Raw genomic sequence first — 21,426 nt, forward strand, 5'->3', positions numbered from 1 at the left:
CGGGTCGCGACCGGGGGGGTCGAACAGCGCATCCTGCCTGCCGGTGCCGTACCAGGCGGCGGGGGGCATCTGGAGCCAGTCGGGGCGGGGCATGATCCGTACCTTTCGTGCGCGGGGTGGTGCGAGTCATTTGTAGCGGGCGCGCTCCGCCCGTGGCGCGCGGGTGGCGGGTTCGGGGTCGGCCGGGTGGGGCTTCCTGCCCGCAACCGGCGGGCCCCAGTGGGGCTACCCGGGTCAGGCGGCGACGGGCACCGGGGCGTCGGCGCCCTGGGCGATGCCGGCATCCTCGGCGACGATCTCGGCGAGCATGTCGGCGAACTCGGCCTCAAGCCGGGCATCGGGGTTGGCCGTGTCGGCGGCGTCGTTCCGGCCGGGCGCCTCGGAGAGGGTGGGGGCCGCCGCTGCGCCGGAGGCGACGATCTGGCGGGCGTCGGCGCAGGCCTTGGCCTGCCGGATCTGGAACTTGGCGTCCTGAAGGCTCTTGGCGGTGCGCTCCAGCTGGTCCAGGCGGGCGACGATCTGGCCCTCCAGAGCCACGGCCAGCTCCTCGATCGGGGTCTTGGCGAGCCCGTCCAGGAGTTCGCGCACCTGCTCGATCCGGTCCAGCTTGTTGCGGGTTGCCCGGCGGACGGCGCTGCGCTCAACCTTCTCGTCCTCGGTCAGCTCCTCGACGTCGAACATGCTGGGCTGGCGCTCCTGCTCGCGGACCTGGTGGGCGAAGTGGAGCAGCTCGTTCTCGTCCATCGCCTTGCCGTCGTCGCCGCCATTCGCCCACTTCTTGATGACGGCCTCCTGATTCTCCGGCTGCAGCTCGGAGATGCGGTGCGCGGCAGCGACTCCGATGTGACCGTGGGTCAGGTGGTGTCGGACGGAGGGGACCAGGCTGAGCAGCTGCAGGCGCATCTTGACGTAGCGGGGGGTCTTGCCGAAGGACTTGGCGACGTCCGCCTCGGTGAGCTCGCTGCCGTCCCCGTTCCGGTCCTCGTCGAGGATTCGCCGGTATCCGGCCGCCTCCTCCAGCGGGGTCATGTCGGCGCGGCCGAGGTTCTCCGCCATCGAGCGTCGGAAGGCCTTGATGTCGGAGGCGGTGTCGACGATCTCCGCCTTGATGGTCGTCTTTCCGACGTCCACGCTGGCGCGGTAGCGGCGCTCGCCCGCGACGATCTCGTAGCCGCCCGCAGGGCGCCGGCGGACCTCGATCGACTGGATGACTCCGAACTCCCGGACAGAGTCGCGGAGTTCGTCCATCTTCTCCTCGTCGAAGTACTCGCGGGGCTGCGTCGGGTTCGGGTGGATCTGGGTCAGCTTGAGCATCTTCGCCATGTTGTGACTCCCATCAGGATTTCGGGGGACTTTCCCCCCTCTTCGTGTTTATATTTTATACTCATTCAGGGTGGGGGTGCAATCTCGGCGAAGAAGAATTTGAGGCAGCTTCAGCAGCGCCTTCCAGGGCCGGAATATGCCTGCATCCAGGTAGCGCGACCCTCAGCCGGAAGCGTCGCCTTCGACATCATCAGAGCCGCTCGCCGCCGACTGTCCGGAACTTCGAAGATCGATTCGCCGGGAATCCGCGAGGAGGATGAGGGCACTGACGGCTTCCCGCCCAGAGATGGGGCTGTCGCATTCGGACTCGACGGTCAGGCCGGCACGGCGCCGCTCCGCGAGCACGCGCAGCACGCCTTCGCAGCTGATCGCCATCAGAAAGCCCCCTCATGCCAGCGCGCAGGCTCAACAGGGAGCCTGCGCGACCCGGTCCACGGTGTCGTTCGCTGCGGACCATCAGACCGCTGACCTGGTCGAATGGTGCGACCGGCGGCCACATCCTGCACCGATATCAACAAACTGTCAAAGGAAGATCCTTTGGATTCCGGGCACCGCCAGCATGTACCGTACCTGTTGCCGATCGCCAACAAGATATTGCCCATGGCGCGAACAACAGGGGGACTCCGATGACCACGCCAGCCGATAAGGCCGACGGGCTATGGAGCCTCGCAGGCAAACTCAAGTACCTACGCGGAAGACTCACCGGGGAAGGCGGCAAGCCCCCCACCACACGTGATCTTGCATCGCGAACAGCAGACGCGAACGGAAAGCCCGCACTGGATCACACCGTGATTCACGCCACGCTTTCCGGAACGAAGGTCAACCCGCCTTTGAGGACACTCATGGGATTGGCCGACGCATTCGACTGCCCGCCTCCGTACCTGATGCCGGGAGAGCACGACCTGACCTCGCTGGAGGTCTACTACGAGCACCCGGCCGCCCGCGAGGCCCTGCGCCTGGTGGCCGAACTCGGAGAGAGCGGAGCCGACGCGCTCCTCCAAGCCGCCCGCGCCCTGCGCGAAGCCCGCGGCCTGGACACGACCGCCGCCGACACCGCGACCACGACGCGCCGCCGCCGGCGCCTGTCGCGCGCCGAGGCCGCCGAGGCCAGCCGCCGGGAGACAGAGCACTTCCTCTACTCCTAGGTCCCGCCCAATCCTGCTCAACCCCGCCGCCACTGCGGCAGCAGACCCGAAACGAGTACCACCGTGCACATCGCAGCCCTGCTGCTGGGCGCCGCCCTGGTCGCGCTATCCGTCACCGCCGTCGTCATGACCCGGATGACGCTGCGCCGCAGCGCCCGGCCAGGCGGCAACACCCGCTCCCTGGCCCGTTGGAGTCGTGCCACCGCCGCAGGCGCCGGCCTAGTCGCCCTCCTGCTCACCCTGCCCGGCATCTCAACCGGTATCGATTCGGCTTTCGGCGTCGACAACCTCCACATGCTGCTGTCGCACATGTTCGGGATCGCGTCGCTCGTGGCGATCCGGGTCCTGCTGGTGGCATGGACCATTCCCTCCGAGGCCCGGACGGCCGCACTCAGGTACCGGTTCGGCGTCGCCGGGGTCGTCGCCGCAGCGGCCACCACCGTGTTCGCGGTGGCCAACAACAGCAACCTGGAGTTCATCAACGCGTACGCGGACGACGGTGGTGTCGGCGCCTACCTGCTGATCACGGATGCGTACTGGGCGCTGATCGGGGCCTCCATCACACGGGACTGCACACCTCTGGCCCTCGACAACATCCGGGCGGGCCACCGCTTTCGCGTCCTCGGTATAGGACAGGCGCTGATCGCCGTCGGCGGCGCGGCCTGCGCGGTGTGGGGCGCCACCGAAGGCATGTTCGTAGCGGTCACCCAGGCGGCGGGCGCCGCGTGGAGCACCGGCCTTCAGGAAGCCATCAGCCAGACCAGCGCGGGCTTGTTCGCCCTGAGCCTGTTCTCCGGCTTCGCGGTCTGCTCCACCCCTCGCGCGCTCCCCCGCCGGTGACCAGCGCCCGACAACTAGGAGGCGCGACGGATGGGTGGCGGGGCAGGCTTGTCCCGCCACCACAGCACGACGCGTCCCGGCCGGAGCTTGCGGACTCCTTGGCCGCCAGGGTGGACGTCGACTCGGTGGAGCAGGAGCTTCGCCAGTCCTGCCTTGGCCTCCGTGGGCGCCGAGTTCCACCAGTCGACGAGCTCCTTGATGCTCCCGCTCACCGGAGTAGCGGCTGCTCGTTCCAGGACGCGGATCCGCTGGCGCAAGGCCTTCTGCTGCTGGACGCCGCTTTGACGCGCCTTGGCGGCGCTGGTGGCCGTGATCTCGTGGCGCAGCACCATGTCGGCGAGGCTGTCGAGCCCCTGGGTGACCGCGGCCAGCTCCGTCTTGGCGACGGCGAGCTCCTTCTCCACCTCGACCCGCGCGGCCTCCAGGGCCTTCTGGGTACCGGGCTCCGACAGCCGAGCGACGATCTCTTCGCCGAGGTGGTCTTCCAGGACCTGCGCGGAGATCCGGACCTTCCCGCAGTCTCCGGGCCGGTCGGCGCGGGGCCCGGCCGAGCAGCAGTAGCCGGGGTTTCCGGAGTTGGTGCGCAGGCCCTGGTGGTTGGCGCCGCACAAACCGCACACGACGAGGTCGTTGCTGCTGAAGGCGTAGTCGTACTCGGGCTGGGGGCTGGCCTTCCGGCTGGCCTCTCGCTGCTCGCTCTCGGCCGCGTCCATGGCCTGGAGCTGCGCGAACTGCTCCGGGGTGATGGCGCCCGGGTGCCCGGCATCAACAAGCTCGCCATTCGGACCGGGCTTGAGCCCGGCGATCGCCGGGTTGCGGAAGAGCCGGGCAACGGTCTGGCCGGTGAACGGGGAGCCGAGCGTGCCGACGACGCCGCAGGATTTCAGGTAGGCGGCGGCGCCGGCGCGGGTACCCCCGTTGATCCGGCGCTCGACGGCTTCTCTCAGGGCCTGCGCTTCCTCTCCCACCAACGCGCTCTTGTCGCCGGTGAACCCGAAAGTCCTTGCCGCCACTCTGCGCCCCTTCCCATCATGGACACCCTTTACGTGATGGAGACTCGTGGAGGAGTCTCCATCACGTTGCACGTATCAAGCTGCAACAAGGCCTTCGATCTGGAGGTGCCTCCACAGTGATGCGGTGAGGACCCGCTTCGAGCCCCCGACGCTGATCATGTCCAGCGGGAAGGTCTCGTCGCGGATCGCCGCGTACGCCGTGTTGGGGCCCACGCCCAGTGCCCTCGCTGCGGTCACCACGTTGATGGTGACTGGCAGGCTTCTCACCTGCTCCAGGGTCATGCCGCGCCCGGGCTCCGACTGCGTCTCGCCGGTCTTGTCGATCTTCATTTTGAGTCGTCGCGTTTCTCCCCCGCGCCAACTACGCCCAGCCTACCCACGCAGCGGGGCGCAGGGTGACGACGGGCAGCTCAGGATAGCGCCAGTAGGCGCTGGCCAGCAGCTCCAGTGTGCCCCAGCTCTCAACCTGAGCCACCGAACGGCTTCCGTGTACAGCGGAAGTCAGATGGTGCAAAATAGAACATACATTCTATTCGCGGCTAGAAGCTGTCCACCGCCTTGATTCGCGGCCACGGAAGGGAACTGCCCAAGCATGTTCGAGGAACGCACCTATCAGCGATGCGCATGCAAGGGCCCGCTCTTCCACCGGCGCGGCAAGGACAAAGGCGAGCCGGTGTTGAACGACAACGGCACACAGCGGATCGGCACCCTCGGCACTGGATGCCCGGACCTCAGCAAGAAAGGTCACGGATCCTGGTACTTCTACATTGAGCTTCCGACGGTTGCCAACGGCGAGAAGCAGCGCATCCGCCGAGGAGGCTTTCGCACCCAGCGGGATGCGGCCAGTGCCTGCACAAAGGTCTGGGAGGAGCACAAGGCCGGCCTCGACGTAGGAGTGAGGGAGACACTAGGGCAGTACCTCGACCGTTGGATCGAGTCGAAGGGTGATGTCTCGCTGACGACCACCCGCAGGTACACAGACACCATACGGCTCCACATCGCGCCCTTCATCGGCCACATCGACCGCAAGGAGCTACGCAAGCAGCACGTCGAAGACATGATCGCTGCCATCCGCGAACGAAACACGCAGATCCAGGTGCACCGCGACTACGTGGCCCTCCTGGCCGACGACTGCGAGCAGAAGCGACTGGCATGGCACAACGGCCCCAAGGGCAATCGCCGAGGCCTGCGCATCGCTTGGCATGAGGCCCGCGAACTATTGGCCTCAGAGCGCCGTCGCCAGCGCAAGGTTACGGAACTGCCAACCCAACATCAGATCCTCGACATACTTTCATCGGCACTCAATGACGCCGTCCGTGCGGAACTCATCACCAAAAACTGGGCCCAGTTGGTGAAGCTCCCACGCAAGAAGCCTCCGCGGCCGATGCTGTGGACGCCGGCCCGGGTCGCCCGCTGGCGTGAGACAGGCATAGTCCCGGGCACGGTCATGGTCTGGACACCTCAGCTCACGGGACAGTTCCTGGATACGTATGTGGACCATGAACTCTGTGACTTGTTCCACTTCATGGCACTCCGCGGCCCTCGCCGAGGGGAGGTCTGCGCACTGCCCTGGACAGAAGTAGACCTGGACGAGCGCCGAGTCACGATCAACCAGCAGGTCATCACCGTCGCCTACAAGCTGTTCGGCGCAGAACCGAAGGCCGACTCGGAACGCACCATCGATCTCGACAGCGAGTCTGCCCGCCTGTTCGACCTTCGACGAGCGCGCCAAAGCGAAGCACGCGCCAGACTGGCCGAAGCTTGGACGGACACCGGGCTCGTATTCACTCGTGAGGACGGGACGGGATACCACCCCGACTACCTCACCAAACTCTTCAAGCGCCTGGTCGAACTGGCCGACCTCCCACCCATCACTCTCCACGGCCTACGGCACGGCGCAGCCTGCATCGCCCACGCTGGCGGCTCCACCCCGAAAGCCATCTCGGAGCAGCTGGGCCACAGCGGCATCCAGATCACGATGGACATCTACACCAATGTGTTCCCGGAGTACCAGCGCGCTCAGGCCGAAGCCGCGCTGGCGGTGGTTCCGCGCGCGACGCGCCCCGCCACACCGACGCCCGAACCACTTCCTGTCACATCCCAGATACCCGCCCAACCGGCTGCCGATTCACGCGCGGGGACAGGCAAGCTCTCCGCCCTACGACGTGCACGCGAGAAGAAGGCGGCCAGGACCTCACAGCAGCTGGCACCGGCGTAACTCCATGGGAAGGCCGAAGGGTGGCAGGCAGCTCGCCACCCTTCGGCCTTCCCGTTGATCCCCATCGCGATGTTTTCCCCACTAGATCCCCAACGGCCGCTCACAGCCATCTGTCATCAGCCGCACCACTCCCCCGCGCATTCCACTCGGATGGATCATCTGACGTGCCGTACAAGGGATTTGACCCTAGGTTCCGGTGCCAGGGGGTCAACCGAGCGGAAGGCTGTTTCTGGCATGGCTGGCAAATTCGAGCTGTACGTGGACGAGGGCGGCATGCACCGGTTCCGGCTCAAGGCGAGCAACGGGGCGATCGTGGTGACCGGCGACCCGCAGGAGAGCAAGGACGACTGCCTGAGGAGCATCGAGTCGATCCGCAAGCTCGCGCCGTACGCGGAGCTCAAGGAGACCGCCGGGTCCGTGTGACGGACGCGAACCGCGCCGCGGGTCGGCGGTGCAAATCGCCGACCCGCGTTCTCCTCTACGACAGATCCCTTTGGCCGGGTGCACGCCGGACGCGGACAGAACACTGGCATGCGCGTCGCCATCGTCACCGAATCCTTCCCGCCCGAGGTCAACGGAGTCGCCCACAGCGTGCTGCGGACGGCCGAGCACCTGGTCCGCCGGGGCCACCGGCCCCTCGTCGTCACCCCCGCGCCGGCGCGGGGCGCCGAATGCCCGCCGGAGACCTTCGGCAGCACCGCGGCGGGCGAGATTCCCGTGGTGTGCATCCCGTCCGTCCCGCTGCCGGGATACCCGCAGGTGCGGATCGCCCTGCCCAGCCGGCAGCTGTCGGCCGCGATCGCCGGGCACCGTCCGGACATCGTCCACCTGGCCAGCCCCTTCGTGCTCGGCGCGCGCGGGATGCAGGTCGCGGCGCGGCTCGGGGTGCCCGCCGTGGCCGTCTACCAGACCGACCTGGCCGGCTACGCCCACGCCTACCGGGCCGGGCGGGGGCTCGGTGAGGCCGCCGCCTGGCGGCGGATCCGGGCCGTGCACCGCGCGGCCGCCCGCACCCTGGCGCCCTCCACCCCCGCCGCCCAGGACCTGACCGCGCACGGGGTGCCGCGGGTGCAGCTGTGGCCGCGCGGGGTGGACTCGGTGCGGTTCCACCCCCGGCACCGGGACGAGGCGCTGCACCGGGCGCTCGCCCCCGGCGGGGAGGTGCTGGTCGGGTACGTCGGACGGCTGGCCCCGGAGAAGCGGGTCGACCTGCTGGCCGCGGCCTCGGCACTGCCCGGGGTGCGGGTGGTGGTCGTCGGGGACGGCCCCTCGGCACCCGGGCTGAAGGCATCGATGCCGGGCGCGGTGTTCCTCGGCCGGCGCACCGGTGACGAACTGGCCCGCTGCTTCGCCACCCTGGACGTCTTCGTGCACACCGGCCCGCTGGAGACCTTCTGCCAGACCATCCAGGAGGCGATGGCCAGCGGCGTACCGGTGATCGGCCCGGCGGCGGGCGGACCGCTGGACCTCGTCGCCCACCACCGCACCGGCCTGCTGGTGCCGCCCCGGGACGGCGCGGCGGTGGCCCGCGCGGTGGCCGAGCTCGCCGCCGACCCGGCGCGGCGGGCCGGGTACGGGCAGGCCGGCCGGGCCGAGGTGACCGCACGCACCTGGGAGGCGGTCGGGGACCTGCTGCTGCGGCACTACGCCGAGGTGCTGGCGGAACACCGCGGGCTGCCGCTGCCGGCCGCCGCCCCCGCGCCGGTCGAACCGGTGGCGCCCGTCCTGCCGGAGGAGCTGCCGGCATGACCCCCGTTCCCGACGACAGCGCACGGACGACCGGCGGGGCTCGGCCGACCGGTGGGGCTCCTCGGCCGGCCGGCGGGTTACCGAGGGCCGACGACGCGCCCAGGGCCGGCGAGGCGCTGACTATCGTCCGGCTGGCCAACTTCGTCACCCCGGTCTCCGGTGGCCTGCGCACCGCGCTGCGCCACCTCGGCGCCGGGTACCGGGCGGCCGGGCACCGTCCGGTGCTGATCGTCCCCGGGGAGCGGCGCTCCGAGGAGGAGACCGAGCAGGGGGTGGTCGTCACCCTGCCCGGCCCGGTGCTGCCGGCCGCCGGCGGCTACCGGCTGCTCACCGACCGGCGGGCGGTGGCCGCCGAACTGACCAGGTTCTCCCCCGACCGGCTGGAGGTGTCCGACCGCACCACGCTGCGCTGGACCGGCGCCTGGGCACGGCGGCACGGGGTGCGGTCGGTGATGGTCTCGCACGAGAGCGCGGCCGGGGTGCTGCGCACCTGGGGCCTGCCCGGCCCGCTGGCGGGCACGGCGGCCGACCGGCTCAACGCGGCCACCGCCCGCGCCTACGACGCGGTGCTCTGCACCACCGACTGGGCCGCCGCGGAGTTCCGGCGGATCGGCACCCCGAACCTGGTCCGGGCCCCGCTGGGGGTGGACCTTGAGGCGATGCGGCCACTGCCGCCGGCCACCCGCGCCGCCGAGCGGGCCCGCTACGCCGCTCCGGACGAGACGCTGCTGGTGCTCTGCTCGCGGCTCTCGGCGGAGAAGCGGCCCGAGCGGGCGATCGAGGCCCTGGCCGAGCTGCGCGCGCGGCGGCACCCCGCGGTGCTGGTGGTCGCCGGGACCGGCCCGCTGCGGGAACGGCTGGCGGCCCGGGCCGCACGGCTGCGACTGCCCGTACGCTTCCTCGGGCACCTGGGCGGGCGTGCCGAGCTGGCCCGGCTGCTGGGCTGCGCGGACGTGGTGCTCGCGCCCGGGCCGGTGGAGACCTTCGGCCTGGCCGCGATGGAGGCCCTGGCCTGCGGAACCCCGGTGGCGGTCAGCCGCTCCTCCGCGCTGCCCGGCCTGATCGGGCTCGCCGGAGCGACGGCCGTCGACACGGGCAGTGGATTCGCCTCCGCGGTACGGCAGTTGCTGGGGCGGCCGGAGGACCTGCGGCGGGCCGCCGCCCGGACGCAGGCCGAGCGGTACGGCTGGCCGGCGGCGGTGGCGGCGTTCCTGGCGGCGCACGGCGCGCACCACGACGAGGCGGTGGACGGGGGTCGGGACGAGCATGCTGGAAGCCGGGCGTGACCGGGCGGCGCGGGAGCGCCCCGCGGCGGGCGAACCACTGCGCTTCGTCGCGCTCGGAGACTCGCTGACGGAAGGGGTCGGGGACCGGGTCGGCGAGGGCTGGCGCGGCTGGGCCGCCGTCCTGGCCGATGCGCTGGCACCCGAGGGGCGGGCCGCGGAGTTCACCAACCTGGCGTACAGCGGGGCGCTCACCACGGAACTGACGATCCGTCAGCTTCCGCGGGCGCTGGCGCTGCGGCCGCAGCTGGCGGCCGTGGTGGTCGGCGGCAACGACACCCTGCGCACCGGCTTCGACATCCGGCGCGCCACGCTGGAACTGGACGCCACGATGGGGGAACTGTCCGGCCACGGCGCCAGGCTGCTGACCGCCTGCCTGCCCGACCCGGGCAGCCTGCTCCGGCTCCCGGCACCGCTCGCCCGGCCGCTGGCGCGCCGGATGCGGGCGGTCAACACCGTGGTGCACGCCCTCACCGAGCGCCACCGGGCGATACACCTGCACCTCACCGAACTGCCGTGGCTGGCCGAGCGCCGGCTGCTGAGCGTGGACCGCCTGCACCCCAGCGCCGAGGGCCACCACCTGATCGCCCTGCGGTTCCACGACCTGCTCACCGAGGCCGGCCACCCCCTCGGCCCACCGCCGGCCGCCGCCCCCGCCGAGGCCCCGCCGGGCCCGGCCGCCGACCTCTGGTGGATGGCCACCCGGGGCACCCGCTGGCTCGCCGCCCGCAGCACCGACCTGCTGCCGGGCCTGCTCGCCCTGGCCGCCGCCGAGGGCGTCGCCCGCCTGCGCGGCGGCAGCGGACGGCACGACGAACAGATGGCGCGCGCGGCGGCACAGGCGCTGGCCTCCCTGGGGTGAGGGGCCCGCGTCGGCCCCGCAACGACGGCTGTCCGAGGAGGAGTTCACCGGCGCCGGAACGTGGCACCGCGCGTGGTCCGAGGAGGAGCGCGCGACACTGCGCGGAAGCGTCGGGAGCAACCCCTGCCGGGCGTCCGGCGGACACCCGGAGGAACCGCACCGCCCGGGTCCGGACGGGAACCGGCTCCGCGCCGTCGACGGGGTCCGGGTGCCGGTGACCACGCCGGACGGCCCCGGAGTACCGCCGTGGGCCGACCCGGACCGAACGCCGCGAGCGGCCGAACCGGGCGGCGCCGGGCCTCCCGATCGCCCGATCGTGGGGATCGGGAGTGCCGCCCGGAGGGAACCGTAGAGGTGGGCCCGGTTGTCGTGTCCGGGGAGAACATGACGGAGGGAGTCGGGGTGGAGAACGCGGGCACGGTCGGCCGGGAGGTCCTGGCGGCGGCGGGGGTGCTGTTCCCGGACGGGGCCGGGCGGGTGCTGGTGGTGCGGCTGCCGTACGACCGGAAGCACCCGGTGGCGATCCCGGGCGGCGGGTGGGAGCCGGCGGACCGGTCGCCCCGGGAGACCGCCCTGCGGGAGATCCGGGAGGAGCTGGGCTTCACGCCCCGACTGGGACCGCTGGCCTGCGTGGACTGGGCGCTGCTGCGCCACGGCGACCTGCCGATCGTCGCGTACCTGTACTGGGCCGAGCCGCTGACGGCGGCGCAGGCGGCGGCGTTCCGGCCGGACGCGGCGGAGGTCGGCGGCTGGACCTGGCTGACGACGGAGCAGGCCGGGCACGCGCTGCCGCCCCGGTTGTCGCGCCGGGTGACGGCCTGCCTGCTGGCGCCGCGGGACGACGGGCCGCTGGAGCTGGAGGACAGCCGGCCGGTCGGGCACACGCTCCGGCGGCTGCCCGCCGACGGGCCGGTGCCCGCATACACCGGGCTGGCCGCGGCGCCGGGGCTGACGCCGCCGACCGAGGAGCGGCCGGAGCCGCCGATGGACCGGGAGACCTACTACGCCACCCGGCCGCGCATCCGGGCCAAGGCGCGGGCGCTGTTCACCGATGCCGCCGGCCGGGTCCTGCTGGTACGGCTGCGGCCGTGGGACGGGCCGCGCGGGCAGGTCCCGTACTGGACGCTGCCGGGCGGCGGGGTCGAGGCGGACCGGGAGATGCCCCGGGCGGCGGCCCGGCGGGAGATCCGCGAGGAACTCGGCTGGGAGGTCGAACCGGGGCCGCTGCTGGCGCTGGACTGGCAGCCGGGTGCGGCGGCCGACCCGGCGGCGGACCCGGCGACCGGCCGGGACACCGCCGTCCTGGTGTACGTGTTCGACGGCGGCACGGTGACGGAGCGGATGCTCGGCTCGATCGTGCTGCCGGAGGAGGAGCTGGTGGAGTGGCGGCTCTGCGATCCGGCCGAGGCACGGACGCTGCTGACCGGCCCGTCCTGGGACCGGACGGCCGCCGCGCTGGCCGCCCGGGAGCGGTCGGGCGGGCCGGCCGAGCTGGTGCGCGGGCAGGCCGCGGGGCCGGACCTGCCCCGGGGGTGAGCCCCGCCGGACGGAGCCCGGCGGCGGCCCGAACCGCCGCCGGGGCCTCGCCCGGGCGCCGCGCCGGGGTGGCGCCTCGGGGCGGCTGTCCCGGGGCGGTGTCCCGGGACTGCGCGTCAGACCTCCAGCTCGGCCTCGATCCGGCCCAGCTGGTGGCGGGCCATCGCGAGGTTGGCGCGCGCCTTGTCCAGCGCGAGGTAGAGGAACAGGCCCTTGCCGGTACGGCCGGTGAGCGGGCGGATCAGGTGGTACTGGCTGCTCAGGGTGATCAGGATGTCCTCGATCCCGTCCTGGAGGCCGAGCATGTCCATGGTGCGCATCTTGGCGCGGACCACGTCGGTGTTGCCGGCGGCGGCGACGTTGAGGTCCAGGCCGCCGGGGCCGTCGAGGGTGGCCAGCGCCATGCCGCTGTTGTAGTCCACCAGGGCCGCGCCGATGGCGCCCTCGATGCTGGTCATGGCCTGCTTGAGCGCGCCGGGTGCGTCGGTCATCTGGGTAACTCCCGTTCGGTGATGGGTGGTTCGGGACGGATGGGGACGATGGTTCGGTGGTCGGCCCGGGTCTGCCCGGGTCAGCCCGTGTCGCGCGGATCCTTGGGCACGAGGGCGTCGTTGAGCAGCCCCGCGATGCGCTGGGCGCTGCGGCGGGCCTCCAGGTGCAGCCGGCCGACGTTGACGTCGGGGTGCGCCAGCAGGGTCAGCACGCAGCTGCCGCCGGCCGCGTACGTGGCGACGTAGCCGTTCTCGCCGCGCACCAGCGACTCGCGGAACTCGCCCTGACCGGTGGTGTCGGCGAGCCGCTGGGCCAGCGAGAGCGAGGCCGCCGTCATCGCGGCCAGTCCCGAGGGTTCGGTGCCGTGGGTGTCGTGCGCGACCAACAGGCCGTCCACGCTGGCCACCAGACCACCCGCGAGGTGCGGTACGCGGTGCTTGACGGCACGCAGTTCGGCGAGCAACTCGGTCTCCAAGGCGATCAGTTGTCTCCTTCCGACACGCTGCTTGAGTGCCCGCCTCATGGCCGGAACGACGGGGTCGCGGGCGGGGAATGGGTCAAAGTCGGGCCTCCAGAAGGTCTCGGATCCGGGTCAGCAGCGCGACGTCCGGATCGGGGACGGCCAGCGGGTGGGCCGCTGCCGTGATGGGCGGGCGTTCGGGGCACGTGGGGGCGTCGGTCCCGCTGCGGGCCGCCTCGGGGGCGGAGGCGGGAGTGGAAGCGGCAGCGGGGGCGGGAACGGCCGTGACCGGGGTGCCGGGGAGGCCGGCGCCCCGGAGGCTGGCGCCGGGGACCCGGCGGTGCAGCCCTCGGGCCGGTCCGCTCGCGGCCGGCGGGGGGACTTCGGGCCGGGGAGCGGTCGTCGGCCGCGCCGCGGGCGCCGCAGGTGCCGCGGGCGCCGGGGCCGCCGCCGGGACCTCCGGCGCAGCGGGCGCCGCAGGTGCCGCGAGTGCCGGGGCGGGCGGGCGCGGCTCGTCGGGCAGGCGCGGGGCCTCCGGCGGGCGCGGCTCGTCGGGCGGGCGCGGGGCGTCCAGCAGTCCGGCGGCGGCCAGTCGACGGACATCGGCCGTCACCCCGAAGCCGGAGCGGCCGAGCAGCCGGGCCAGGTCCGCCGGGGTCCTGCGACCGTCGGCGTGGTCCAACAGCTCACGTCGCCGGCGGCCGCACGAGCGGTGGGACGACCGGCGGCCGCACTCGGCCGGGCGGACGGGCGCGGTGTCGAGCTGCGCCCACGGCCAGATCCCGTCGAGCAGTTTCCGGCGGCGCTCGACCTCGCGGCGGATCCGGGCCGGGTCGACCTCCGCGACCGGCCCGAGCCAGTGCCGGGCGTCGGCCTCGAACCGCCAGACGCCGCCGGCCGGGTCGGCCAGCACGAAGAACGCGGCGTCGAACAGCGTTCCCAGGTGGCCGAGTTCGAGCTCTCCCCGGGTGAGCAGCCGCCGTTCGACCAGCGCCTCGCCGACCCTCGCCCCCGGGCCGTGAGCCCGGAGCAGTTCCGCCCAGTCCTCGGGGGTGGTCCGACCGCAGCCGATGAGCAGGTCGGCCAGTCCGGGCGCCCGGAGGGACTCGGCGGCGGCCACCCGCCCGTCGACCAGGTGGAGGCTGCCGAGCGGCCCGCGCAGGGCGCCGGTGGCGCGGCGGTCGGCGAGCAGGGCGAGCGCCTCGCCCGGGGACCTCGGGGTGGCGGCCTCCGCCGGGGACGGCGGCGCGGTGCCGGTCGCGGCGGTCACGCGCTCACCCCAGCACCAGCTCCTCGGCGAGTGCCTGGAGGCGGAAGCGGGCGGCGGCGAGGTTGCCCTCCGCGCGGTCCAGCCAGAGGTGCAGGACGAGCCTGTTGTCGAAGACGGTGTCGATGAAGCGGATCAGGTGGTAGCTGCGGCCGGCGGTGACGATGATGTCCTCCAACGGGGCCCGCCGGTCCTCCGTCACGGTGAAGGTCTGGCTCTCAACGGCCGCCCGCACCAGGTCGGTTGCCTCGGCGGCGGAGGTCTCGTGCTCTCCGGTCGGGCTGTCCCCGAGGCTGCCGAGGGCGAGCCCGCTGCTCCAGTCGACCAGGCTCGCGGCGCGGGCCCCGTGGATCGCCATCGCTCCGGAGAGGCATTCGTCGATACCGGGCACACCGGCTCCTTCGCGGGGTCTGGGCGGCCGGGCGCAGCGCGGCACCGGCCGGTTCACCACCAGCAGTGGCTAGTTCGACACGGAAGGCTACTGCCGGATTCCATATGACGAACATTCCAATGGCATATTCACATCAGTAACGGCCAGTTCCAGCCAAGAACTGACGGCACATCAGACCGGATGCGACCTCGCCCCCACCGGTCGGCCAGGGAGGTTGGAGTACCGTTCACCGGCCACCTGGCACGGCACCTTGGCCGGTATCGAGCCCCAAGAGAGGGTTTCGAGCCCGAAAGTACGATAAGAGGGCGCGGGCGCGGAAGGCGAACACGACGAAGGGGCCCGCTCCGCTGGACGGAACGAGCCCCTTCGATGGGAGCGCCAGGCCCGGATCGCACGGACTCTCCCTACTGAAAGTAGGGCGTGCTCTGGTAGCACCGCTGACGCCTGTTCGAGATTCCGTTTCCCGGAAGATCACTTCCTCTCGACGGGATGAACAGTAGCAGGACATCACGCCTGGTCAGAAATCGTGGCCGGGCGAACGGCAGCGGCCCCGGGGCGAACGGGGCGAGGCGGGGCGCCCCCGGGCCGGGGGCGAACCGGCGCCCGACCGGGGCTGCGCGCCGGGGCCGGACCAGGGCTTCGCGCCGGGGCCGGACCGGGCCCAGGGTCAGCCCAGCAGTGCCCGGTAGCCCTCGATCAGGGCGGTGAGCCCGAGCCCGAAGGCCCGGTCGGCACGCTCGCGCCCGGCGGGGACGGCGTCCAGGGCGTCGGCCAGCCGCGGGGTGGCGCCCCGGTCGACGGCGTCGACCATGACGTCCGGGGCGACCAGGTCCAGCGCCGAGCCCAGGACGAAGCTCTCCAGGGCGGTGATCAGTCCCATCACGTCCTGCGCGGCGAAGCCCGCGTCCTCCAGGGTGGCGACGGCCCGCTCGTACAGCTCGTGCATGAACGACTCGGCCAGCGGCGCGGTGGCGAGCAGCCGGATGATGCCGGGGTGCTCGGCGAAGGCGTCCCGGTAGGCGTGCGCCCAGGCGCACAGCGCGGCGTCCCAGGACTGGTCCCACATCGACTGCTCGCCGATCGTGCGCACCAGCTCGGCACGCATCAGGGCGACGATCTCGGCCCGGCCCGCGACGTGGTGGTAGAGCGCGGAGGGGCTGACCTTGAGCGCACCGGCCAGCGCGGGGATGGTGAGGTCCCCCGCCTCGTCGACCAGCCGCAGCGCGGTGTCCACGATGCGCTGCCGGTCCAGCAGGGGTGTGCGCGGCCTGGGCATGCCCGGTTCCTCACCTTCGGGGTCGCCGAGCGGCCCGTCGGCACCGGCAGACCAAGATCATCGTTATCCAAGCGTTACTGAACGGCTTTCAGTAAAACTCTTCCGCACCCGCCGGTGCCGCGCCTACGGTAACCGAACCCCATTCGGTTAGGCAGGCCGCGCACCCGTCGGCCCGCCCTGCCCCGGAGAGGACCCACACCCCCGCATGCGTGCCGAAACGATCTTCACCGGCGGCCGGATCCACACCGGAGACCCCGCCCTCCCCCGCACCCACGCCCTCGCCGTCGGCGCGGGGCGGATCGCCGCCCTCGGCGACGCCGCCCTCGCCCTGCGCGACGAAGGCACCGAGACCGTCGACCTCGACGGCGGCGCCCTGCTGCCCTCCTTCGGCGACGGACACGTCCACCCGCTGCTCGGCGGCATCGGCCTGCGCGGCGCGCCGGTCCGCGACTGCACCAGCCTGGAGCAGGTCGTGGCGGCCGTCCGCGACTGGGCGCAGCGCCACCCCGAGGCCGAGTGGATCACCGGCGACGCCGTCGACCCGTGGCTGGCCGAGGGCGGACTGTTCGACGCCCGACTGCTCGACGCCGCCGTCCCGGACCGCCCGGTGCTGCTGCGCACCATGGACCACCACACCGGCTGGGCCAACAGCGAGGCGCTGCGCCGGGCCGGGTACGGGCCGGACACCCCCGAGCCGGTGGGCGGCGAGATCGTCCGCCGGCCGGACGGCAGCCCGCTGGGCACCCTGCGCGAGTTCGGTGCGCTCAACCCCGTCCTCGCGCTCGTCCCGCCGCCGCCGTTGGCCGAGCAGGTCGCCGCACTGCGGGAGAGCACCGCCGCGCTCGCGGCCGCCGGGATCACCTGGCTCCAGGACGCCTGGGTCGAGCCCGCGCAGGTGGACACCTGGCTGGCGGCCGTCGCCGAGGAGGGCCTGCCGGTCCGGGCCGGGCTCGCCCTGCTGCTCGAACCGGACGGCTGGCGCGAGCGGCTCCCCCGCCTGGCCGCCGACCGCGACCGGGTCGAGGCCGCCGGGCACGGGCGGCTCACCGCGCGGGCGGTCAAGTTCTTCGCCGACGGGGTCATCGAGTCCGGGACGGCCGCGCTGCTGGAGCCGTACAGCGACTGCCCGCACTCCCACGGCGTCGCCAACTGGACCGGCGCCGAACTGGCGGAGGCCGTCACCGCCGTGGACGCGCTGGGCTTCCAGCCGCACATCCACGCGATCGGCGACCTCGGCGTACGGATCGCGCTGGACGCCGTCGAGGCCGCCGCCCGCCGCAACGGGCCGCGCGCCCGCCGGCCGGTGATCGCCCACGTGCAGCTGGTCCACCCCGACGACCTGCCGCGCTTCGCCGAGCTCGGCGTGATCGCCAACTTCGAGCCGCTCTGGGCACAGACCGACCCGCTGATGACCGAGCTCACCCTGCCCCGGATCGGCCCGGAGCGCGGCTCCCGGCAGTACCGGATCGCCGCCCTGCTGCGCGGCGGCGCCCGGGTGTCCTTCGGCAGCGACTGGCCGGTCACCCGCTACGAGCCGCTGGCCGGGCTGGCCACCGCCGTCACCCGGCAGACCCCGGACGGCCTGCCGGACGGCGGCTGGCTGCCAGAGGAGCGGATCGGGCTCACCGAGGCACTGGCGGCGTACTCGGCGGGTGTGGCGCACCAGGCCTTCGAGGAGGCCGAGTGGGGTGTGCTGCGACCGGGCATGCGGGCCGACCTGGTGCACCTGGCCACCGATCCCTACGCGGTGCCGGCCGGTGAGCTGGCCTCGATCGGGGTAGCGGGCACCTGGCTCGGCGGGCGGCGCACCCACGGCGGCCCGCCCGGTGGCGCCGACCGCTCGACCCGCTGAGGCGCCCCGCTCCCCCCGGCCGACCCGGCCGCCCCGGCAAACCCCAGCCGCCCCGACGGACTTCCCGACCGGTTCCGGCCGTCCCCCACGGCGGCCGTGCCTCGTTCCCCGGTCGGCGGCCGGCGCGTGTCCGCCGCCGACCGTCGCTTCCTCGTTCGCACGACCTCAGGAGAGCTCCCCCATGAACCCGCCCTCCGACGCGGCCTCCTCCTCCGCGCTCCGTCCCCCCGGCTCCGCTGCCGCTTCCGGCTCCCCGGGCTCCCCGGGCTCCCCCGGCGGCTCCGGCGGCTCCGGCGGCCTGGGACGCGGGGTGCTCGGTACCGGCGACATCGTCTTCTTCGTCGTGGCCGCCGCCGCGCCGCTGACCGTGATGGCCGGCGTGGCACCGTTCGCGATCTCCTTCGGCGGCATCGGCACGCCGGTCGCCTACCTGGCCACCGGCGTGGTGCTGGCGCTCTTCGCGGTCGGGTTCACCGCCATGACCGCGCACATCCGCAACGCCGGCGCCTTCTACGCGTACGTCACCCGCGGCCTCGGCCGGGCGGCCGGGCTGGGTGCGGCACTGCTCGCGGTGCTCTCGTACAACGCCATCCAGATCGGGATGTTCGGCGCCTTCGGGTTCTTCGCCCGCACCACCGCCGCCGACCTGCTCGGGCTGGACCTGCCCTGGCCGGTCTGGGCGCTGTTCGGGGTCGCGGTGGTCTGGTTCCTCGGCTTCCGCTCGATAGACCTCGGGGCCAAGGTGCTCGGGGCGCTGCTGATCGCCGAGACCGGCATCCTGCTGGTGCTCGCGGTGGCGGTGCTGGTCAAGGGCGGGGCGCACGGGCTGAGCCTGTCCTCGTTCGCCCCCGAGCACGTGCTCTCCGGGGGGATGGGCGGCGTGCTCGGACTCTCCTTCGCCGCGTTCATCGGCTTCGAGGCCACCGCGATCTACCGTGAGGAGGCCCGGCAGCCGCACCGGACCGTGCCGCGCGCGACCTATGCCGCTATCGCCTTCCTCGGCCTCTTCTACACCTTCGTCACCTGGATGATCGTGCAGGCCTTCGGCGACACCGAGGCCGTCGCCGCCGCCACCGCCGACCCGGCCGGGATGTTCTTCACCGCGATGACCGACTACGTCGGCGGTTGGGCGACGGAGGTGCAGCGGGTGCTGATCGTCACCAGCCTGCTCGCGGCACTGCTCGCCTTCCACAACACCATCACCCGGTACGGCTACGCGCTGGCCAACGAGCGGGCCGCCCCGGCCGCCCTCGGCCGGATCCACCCGCGCCACGGTTCGCCGTGGATCGGCGGCATCGCGCAGTCGGTGCTGGCGGCGGTGGCCGTCGGGGTGGCGGCGCTGATCGGGGCGGATCCGTACAACCAGTTCTTCCTCTGGGTGAACTCCCCCGGGGTGGTGGGCATCCTGGTGCTCCAGGCGCTGGCCGGCCTCGCCGTGTTCGCCTTCTTCCGCCGCAACCGGGCGGCCGCCGCGAGCGCCGGGGTGTTCCGTACGGTCGTGGCACCGCTCGCCGCCACCGTGCTGCTGTGCGGGGCCACGGCGCTGGTGGTGTGGCGGCTCGACCTCTTCACCGGCGCCGGCCCGGAGGTCAACTGGCCGCTGGTCGCGATCGTGCCGGTGGTCTTCCTGACCGGCGTCGGGATCGCCCTGCGGCTGCGGGCCCGGCGGCCGGAGGTGTACGCGCGGCTCGGGACGACCGAGGTCGACGCGGGCTGAGCCACGGGCGACGGGCGGGGGACGGGCCGGGGGCGGGGGACGTGCCGAGGGCGGGGACGGGCGCCGGGCGACGGGCAGGCTGCGGGCCCCACGTACCAGCTCCGACCCGGCCCTCGCCTGGTCAGATCTGGCCGACGGCCTCGGCGAGGAGCCGGTAGGAGTCGAGCAGCGCGGTGCGGTCGTAGGTGCTGGTGGTGACCAGGAACTCGTCCGCCCCGCTGCACTCGACCAGCTTCGCCAGCTCGGCGGCGGCCTGCTCCGGGGTGCCCGCGATGTGGCCCTTGAGCGACTGCTCGAACGCGGCCCGCTCCCGGGCGGTCATCGCCCGGGCCCGGATCTCGGCGGCGGAGGTCAGCGGCGGGAACTCGCCGTGGGTGCGGGAGTACGCGCCGGACCAGGCCTCCGGGACGAGCAGCTCGCACGCCCGCTCGGCCGTGTCGGCGACGGCCACCGTGCCCGAGACCACCACGTACGGCTCGGCGGCCTGCGCGGACGGACGGAAGCGGGCGCGGTAGCGGTCGATCGCCTCCAGCATCCGGTCCACTCCGCGCGGGGCGGCGATCACCAGCGGCAGTCCCGCGTCGGCGGCCAGGTCGGCGCCCGTGCCGGTGGCCAGGACGAAGGCCGGGACGTGCAGGCCTTCGGCCGGACGGGCGTGGACCCCGCGGTTCGCCGGCTGCGAGCCGTCGAAGTAGCCGAGCAGTTCGGCCAGCTGGGCACCGAACGCGTCCGCGGCGTCCTTCTCCCGCCCCAGCGCCCGCCGGACACCGTCGGTGAAGCCCACCGAGCGCCCGAGCCCCATGTCGATCCGCCCCGGGAACAGTGCGGCCAGCACCCCGAACTGCTCGGCCACCACCAGCGGCTGGTGGTTGGGCAGCATCACCCCGCCGGTACCGACCCTGATGCGCGTGGTGGCGGCCGCCACCGCCGCAGCGAGCACGGTGGGCGCCGACCCGGCCACCCCCGGCACGCCGTGATGCTCGGAGACCCAGAACCGGTGGTAGCCGAGCCGCTCCACCTCACGGGCGAAGGCCACGGTGCTCCGCAGTGCCTGGGCCGGCTCCTCGCCCTGTCTGGTCCGGGAGCGGTCGAGCACGGAGAGCCTGGTCGTGGGCGCGGCAGTGGTCACGTCGTTGGACAACGCCTGCGCCCCGCACGGGCATTCCCCGTGCGACCGGGCCGCGGCCGACGGCCTGCCGGTCAGTCGCCCGCTCCGGGTATTCGGCCCGGACGCGTGTCCGTGGCCTCGGCCCTGACCGGGGCCGGTGCCGGGGCGGTGACCTGGGCCGGGGCCGTGACCTGGGCCGGGGCCGTGACTTTGGCGTGGGCCTTGCGGCGGCCCCAGGGCTTGTACACCGAGAGGATCACGTTGAACAGGTAGAGCGTCAGCGCCACCGCCGGAACGATCACCGTGTTGTAGCGGACGAAGCCGAGGTCCGCCACCGTGATCGGGCCGGTCGGGTGCGCGTCCACCACCCGCACCGCGTCGTGCAGCCGGTCGGTGAGGGCGAGGACGGAGGCCGTCATCGCCCCGAGTGTCAGCCAGAACTTGGTACTCACCCAGTAGTACCGGAACAGCCCCCAGGACGTGCCGAGCCCGAGCGCCACCCCGCTCAGGAAGGTGAGCAGGCTCAGCGGCAGGATCAGCGCGTCACCGAGCAGGCCCATCGCCCGGTAGGCGGTGCGCAGCCGGTCGGCGTCCCCGGTCGTCAGGGCCGTCAGGGCCAGGGTGAGCAGGCAGAGCATCAAGGCCAGCCAGCTCACCGAGGCGACGACGTGCAGGACGACCAGCGGTTTGCGCACCGCCGGCGGCAGGCGGCGGCCCCCGGACGCGGGTGCCGCCACCCGCCGTGGCGTCGGTTCGGACGCCGCGACGGCGCCGGTGGGCGAGCGCACGGGTACCTCCTTCGAGTCGGGGTCACCAGGACGGCCCCAGACTCTCCCGTCCCTGCCTCATCCGGCATCTGACGGTGGAAGTAACCTCGTCTACTCCCGAGCGAGT

General features: G+C 73.1%; 21 protein-coding genes. 10 read left to right on the forward strand and 11 right to left on the reverse strand.

The window, feature by feature from the left end:
* Positions 1-234: 234 nt before the first annotated feature.
* On the reverse strand, positions 235-1,323 hold the full coding sequence (locus tag ACGFSC_RS32965; protein ID WP_359898232.1) for a ParB/RepB/Spo0J family partition protein: 1,089 nt from the start codon (positions 1,321-1,323) through the stop codon (positions 235-237).
* 162 nt (positions 1,324-1,485) lie between these two features.
* Entirely contained in the window at positions 1,486-1,698 is a 213-nt protein-coding gene (locus ACGFSC_RS32970; RefSeq protein ID WP_359898233.1) for a hypothetical protein, read from the reverse strand.
* A 473-nt stretch (positions 1,699-2,171) separates the two neighbouring features.
* Between ACGFSC_RS32970 and ACGFSC_RS32975 the strand changes: the two genes are divergently transcribed.
* Entirely contained in the window at positions 2,172-2,468 is a 297-nt protein-coding gene (locus ACGFSC_RS32975) for a hypothetical protein (RefSeq protein WP_359898234.1), read from the forward strand.
* Positions 2,469-2,531: 63 nt separating this feature from the next.
* Positions 2,532-3,308, forward strand: a complete 777-nt coding sequence (locus ACGFSC_RS32980) for a hypothetical protein (protein WP_359898235.1) — start codon at positions 2,532-2,534, stop codon at positions 3,306-3,308.
* Positions 3,309-3,322: 14 nt separating this feature from the next.
* Here the strand turns inward: ACGFSC_RS32980 and ACGFSC_RS32985 are convergent, their stop codons facing one another.
* Positions 3,323-4,321 (reverse strand): recombinase family protein, encoded by a 999-nt coding sequence (locus ACGFSC_RS32985; RefSeq protein ID WP_359898236.1) that lies wholly within the window; start codon positions 4,319-4,321, stop codon positions 3,323-3,325.
* A 75-nt stretch (positions 4,322-4,396) separates the two neighbouring features.
* Complete coding sequence (locus ACGFSC_RS32990) at positions 4,397-4,651, reverse strand: DNA-binding protein (protein ID WP_359898237.1); 255 nt, start codon at positions 4,649-4,651, stop codon at positions 4,397-4,399.
* A gap of 262 nt (positions 4,652-4,913) precedes the next feature.
* Here ACGFSC_RS32990 and ACGFSC_RS32995 point away from each other — a divergent pair, with 262 nt between their 5' ends.
* From ACGFSC_RS32995 to ACGFSC_RS33020, 6 genes are all read left to right on the forward strand, one after another.
* Positions 4,914-6,539 (forward strand): tyrosine-type recombinase/integrase, encoded by a 1,626-nt coding sequence (locus ACGFSC_RS32995; protein ID WP_359898238.1) that lies wholly within the window; start codon positions 4,914-4,916, stop codon positions 6,537-6,539.
* Between the two features lie 234 nt (positions 6,540-6,773).
* Positions 6,774-6,962 (forward strand): DUF1508 domain-containing protein, encoded by a 189-nt coding sequence (locus ACGFSC_RS33000; RefSeq protein ID WP_359898239.1) that lies wholly within the window; start codon positions 6,774-6,776, stop codon positions 6,960-6,962.
* Positions 6,963-7,070: 108 nt separating this feature from the next.
* Complete coding sequence (locus tag ACGFSC_RS33005; protein ID WP_359898240.1) at positions 7,071-8,288, forward strand: glycosyltransferase family 1 protein; 1,218 nt, start codon at positions 7,071-7,073, stop codon at positions 8,286-8,288.
* Positions 8,285-9,574: a glycosyltransferase gene (locus tag ACGFSC_RS33010; RefSeq protein ID WP_359898241.1), complete on the forward strand. Its 1,290-nt coding sequence runs from the start codon at positions 8,285-8,287 to the stop codon at positions 9,572-9,574. Before ACGFSC_RS33005 ends, ACGFSC_RS33010 begins: the two co-directional genes overlap by 4 nt.
* Entirely contained in the window at positions 9,555-10,433 is an 879-nt protein-coding gene (locus ACGFSC_RS33015) for an SGNH/GDSL hydrolase family protein (protein ID WP_359898242.1), read from the forward strand. The genes ACGFSC_RS33010 and ACGFSC_RS33015 overlap by 20 nt, the downstream gene beginning before the upstream one ends.
* A 384-nt stretch (positions 10,434-10,817) precedes the next feature.
* On the forward strand, positions 10,818-11,969 hold the full coding sequence (locus ACGFSC_RS33020) for an NUDIX hydrolase (RefSeq protein ID WP_359898243.1): 1,152 nt from the start codon (positions 10,818-10,820) through the stop codon (positions 11,967-11,969).
* Positions 11,970-12,085: 116 nt separating this feature from the next.
* Here ACGFSC_RS33020 and ACGFSC_RS33025 read toward each other — a convergent pair whose 3' ends face one another.
* From ACGFSC_RS33025 to ACGFSC_RS33045, 5 genes are all read right to left on the reverse strand, one after another.
* A complete protein-coding gene (locus ACGFSC_RS33025; RefSeq protein WP_359898244.1) occupies positions 12,086-12,460 on the reverse strand; it encodes a hypothetical protein in 375 nt (124 codons plus the stop codon).
* Between the two features lie 80 nt (positions 12,461-12,540).
* A complete protein-coding gene (locus ACGFSC_RS33030; protein ID WP_359898245.1) occupies positions 12,541-12,936 on the reverse strand; it encodes a roadblock/LC7 domain-containing protein in 396 nt (131 codons plus the stop codon).
* 82 nt (positions 12,937-13,018) lie between these two features.
* A complete protein-coding gene (locus ACGFSC_RS33035; RefSeq protein ID WP_359898246.1) occupies positions 13,019-14,191 on the reverse strand; it encodes a hypothetical protein in 1,173 nt (390 codons plus the stop codon).
* A gap of 4 nt (positions 14,192-14,195) precedes the next feature.
* On the reverse strand, positions 14,196-14,579 hold the full coding sequence (locus ACGFSC_RS33040) for a hypothetical protein (RefSeq protein ID WP_359898247.1): 384 nt from the start codon (positions 14,577-14,579) through the stop codon (positions 14,196-14,198).
* A gap of 667 nt (positions 14,580-15,246) precedes the next feature.
* Positions 15,247-15,855, reverse strand: a complete 609-nt coding sequence (locus ACGFSC_RS33045; RefSeq protein ID WP_359898248.1) for a TetR/AcrR family transcriptional regulator C-terminal domain-containing protein — start codon at positions 15,853-15,855, stop codon at positions 15,247-15,249.
* 205 nt (positions 15,856-16,060) lie between these two features.
* On the opposite strand from ACGFSC_RS33045, the gene ACGFSC_RS33050 reads away from it, so the two are divergent.
* Entirely contained in the window at positions 16,061-17,707 is a 1,647-nt protein-coding gene (locus tag ACGFSC_RS33050; RefSeq protein WP_359898249.1) for an amidohydrolase, read from the forward strand.
* A 181-nt stretch (positions 17,708-17,888) separates the two neighbouring features.
* Positions 17,889-19,424: an APC family permease gene (locus tag ACGFSC_RS33055; protein WP_359898250.1), complete on the forward strand. Its 1,536-nt coding sequence runs from the start codon at positions 17,889-17,891 to the stop codon at positions 19,422-19,424.
* 121 nt (positions 19,425-19,545) lie between these two features.
* Here ACGFSC_RS33055 and ACGFSC_RS33060 read toward each other — a convergent pair whose 3' ends face one another.
* Positions 19,546-20,553 (reverse strand): LLM class flavin-dependent oxidoreductase, encoded by a 1,008-nt coding sequence (locus tag ACGFSC_RS33060; protein ID WP_359898257.1) that lies wholly within the window; start codon positions 20,551-20,553, stop codon positions 19,546-19,548.
* Positions 20,554-20,624: 71 nt separating this feature from the next.
* The gene (locus ACGFSC_RS33065; RefSeq protein WP_359898251.1) at positions 20,625-21,320 is read right to left on the reverse strand and encodes a DUF2269 domain-containing protein; all 696 of its coding nucleotides are present in this window, start codon (positions 21,318-21,320) and stop codon (positions 20,625-20,627) included.
* Between the last annotated feature and the right edge of the window lie 106 nt (positions 21,321-21,426).

This window comes from Kitasatospora sp. NPDC048715 (assembly GCF_043198905.1).
Lineage (GTDB): Bacteria > Actinomycetota > Actinomycetes > Streptomycetales > Streptomycetaceae > Kitasatospora > Kitasatospora lactacystinica.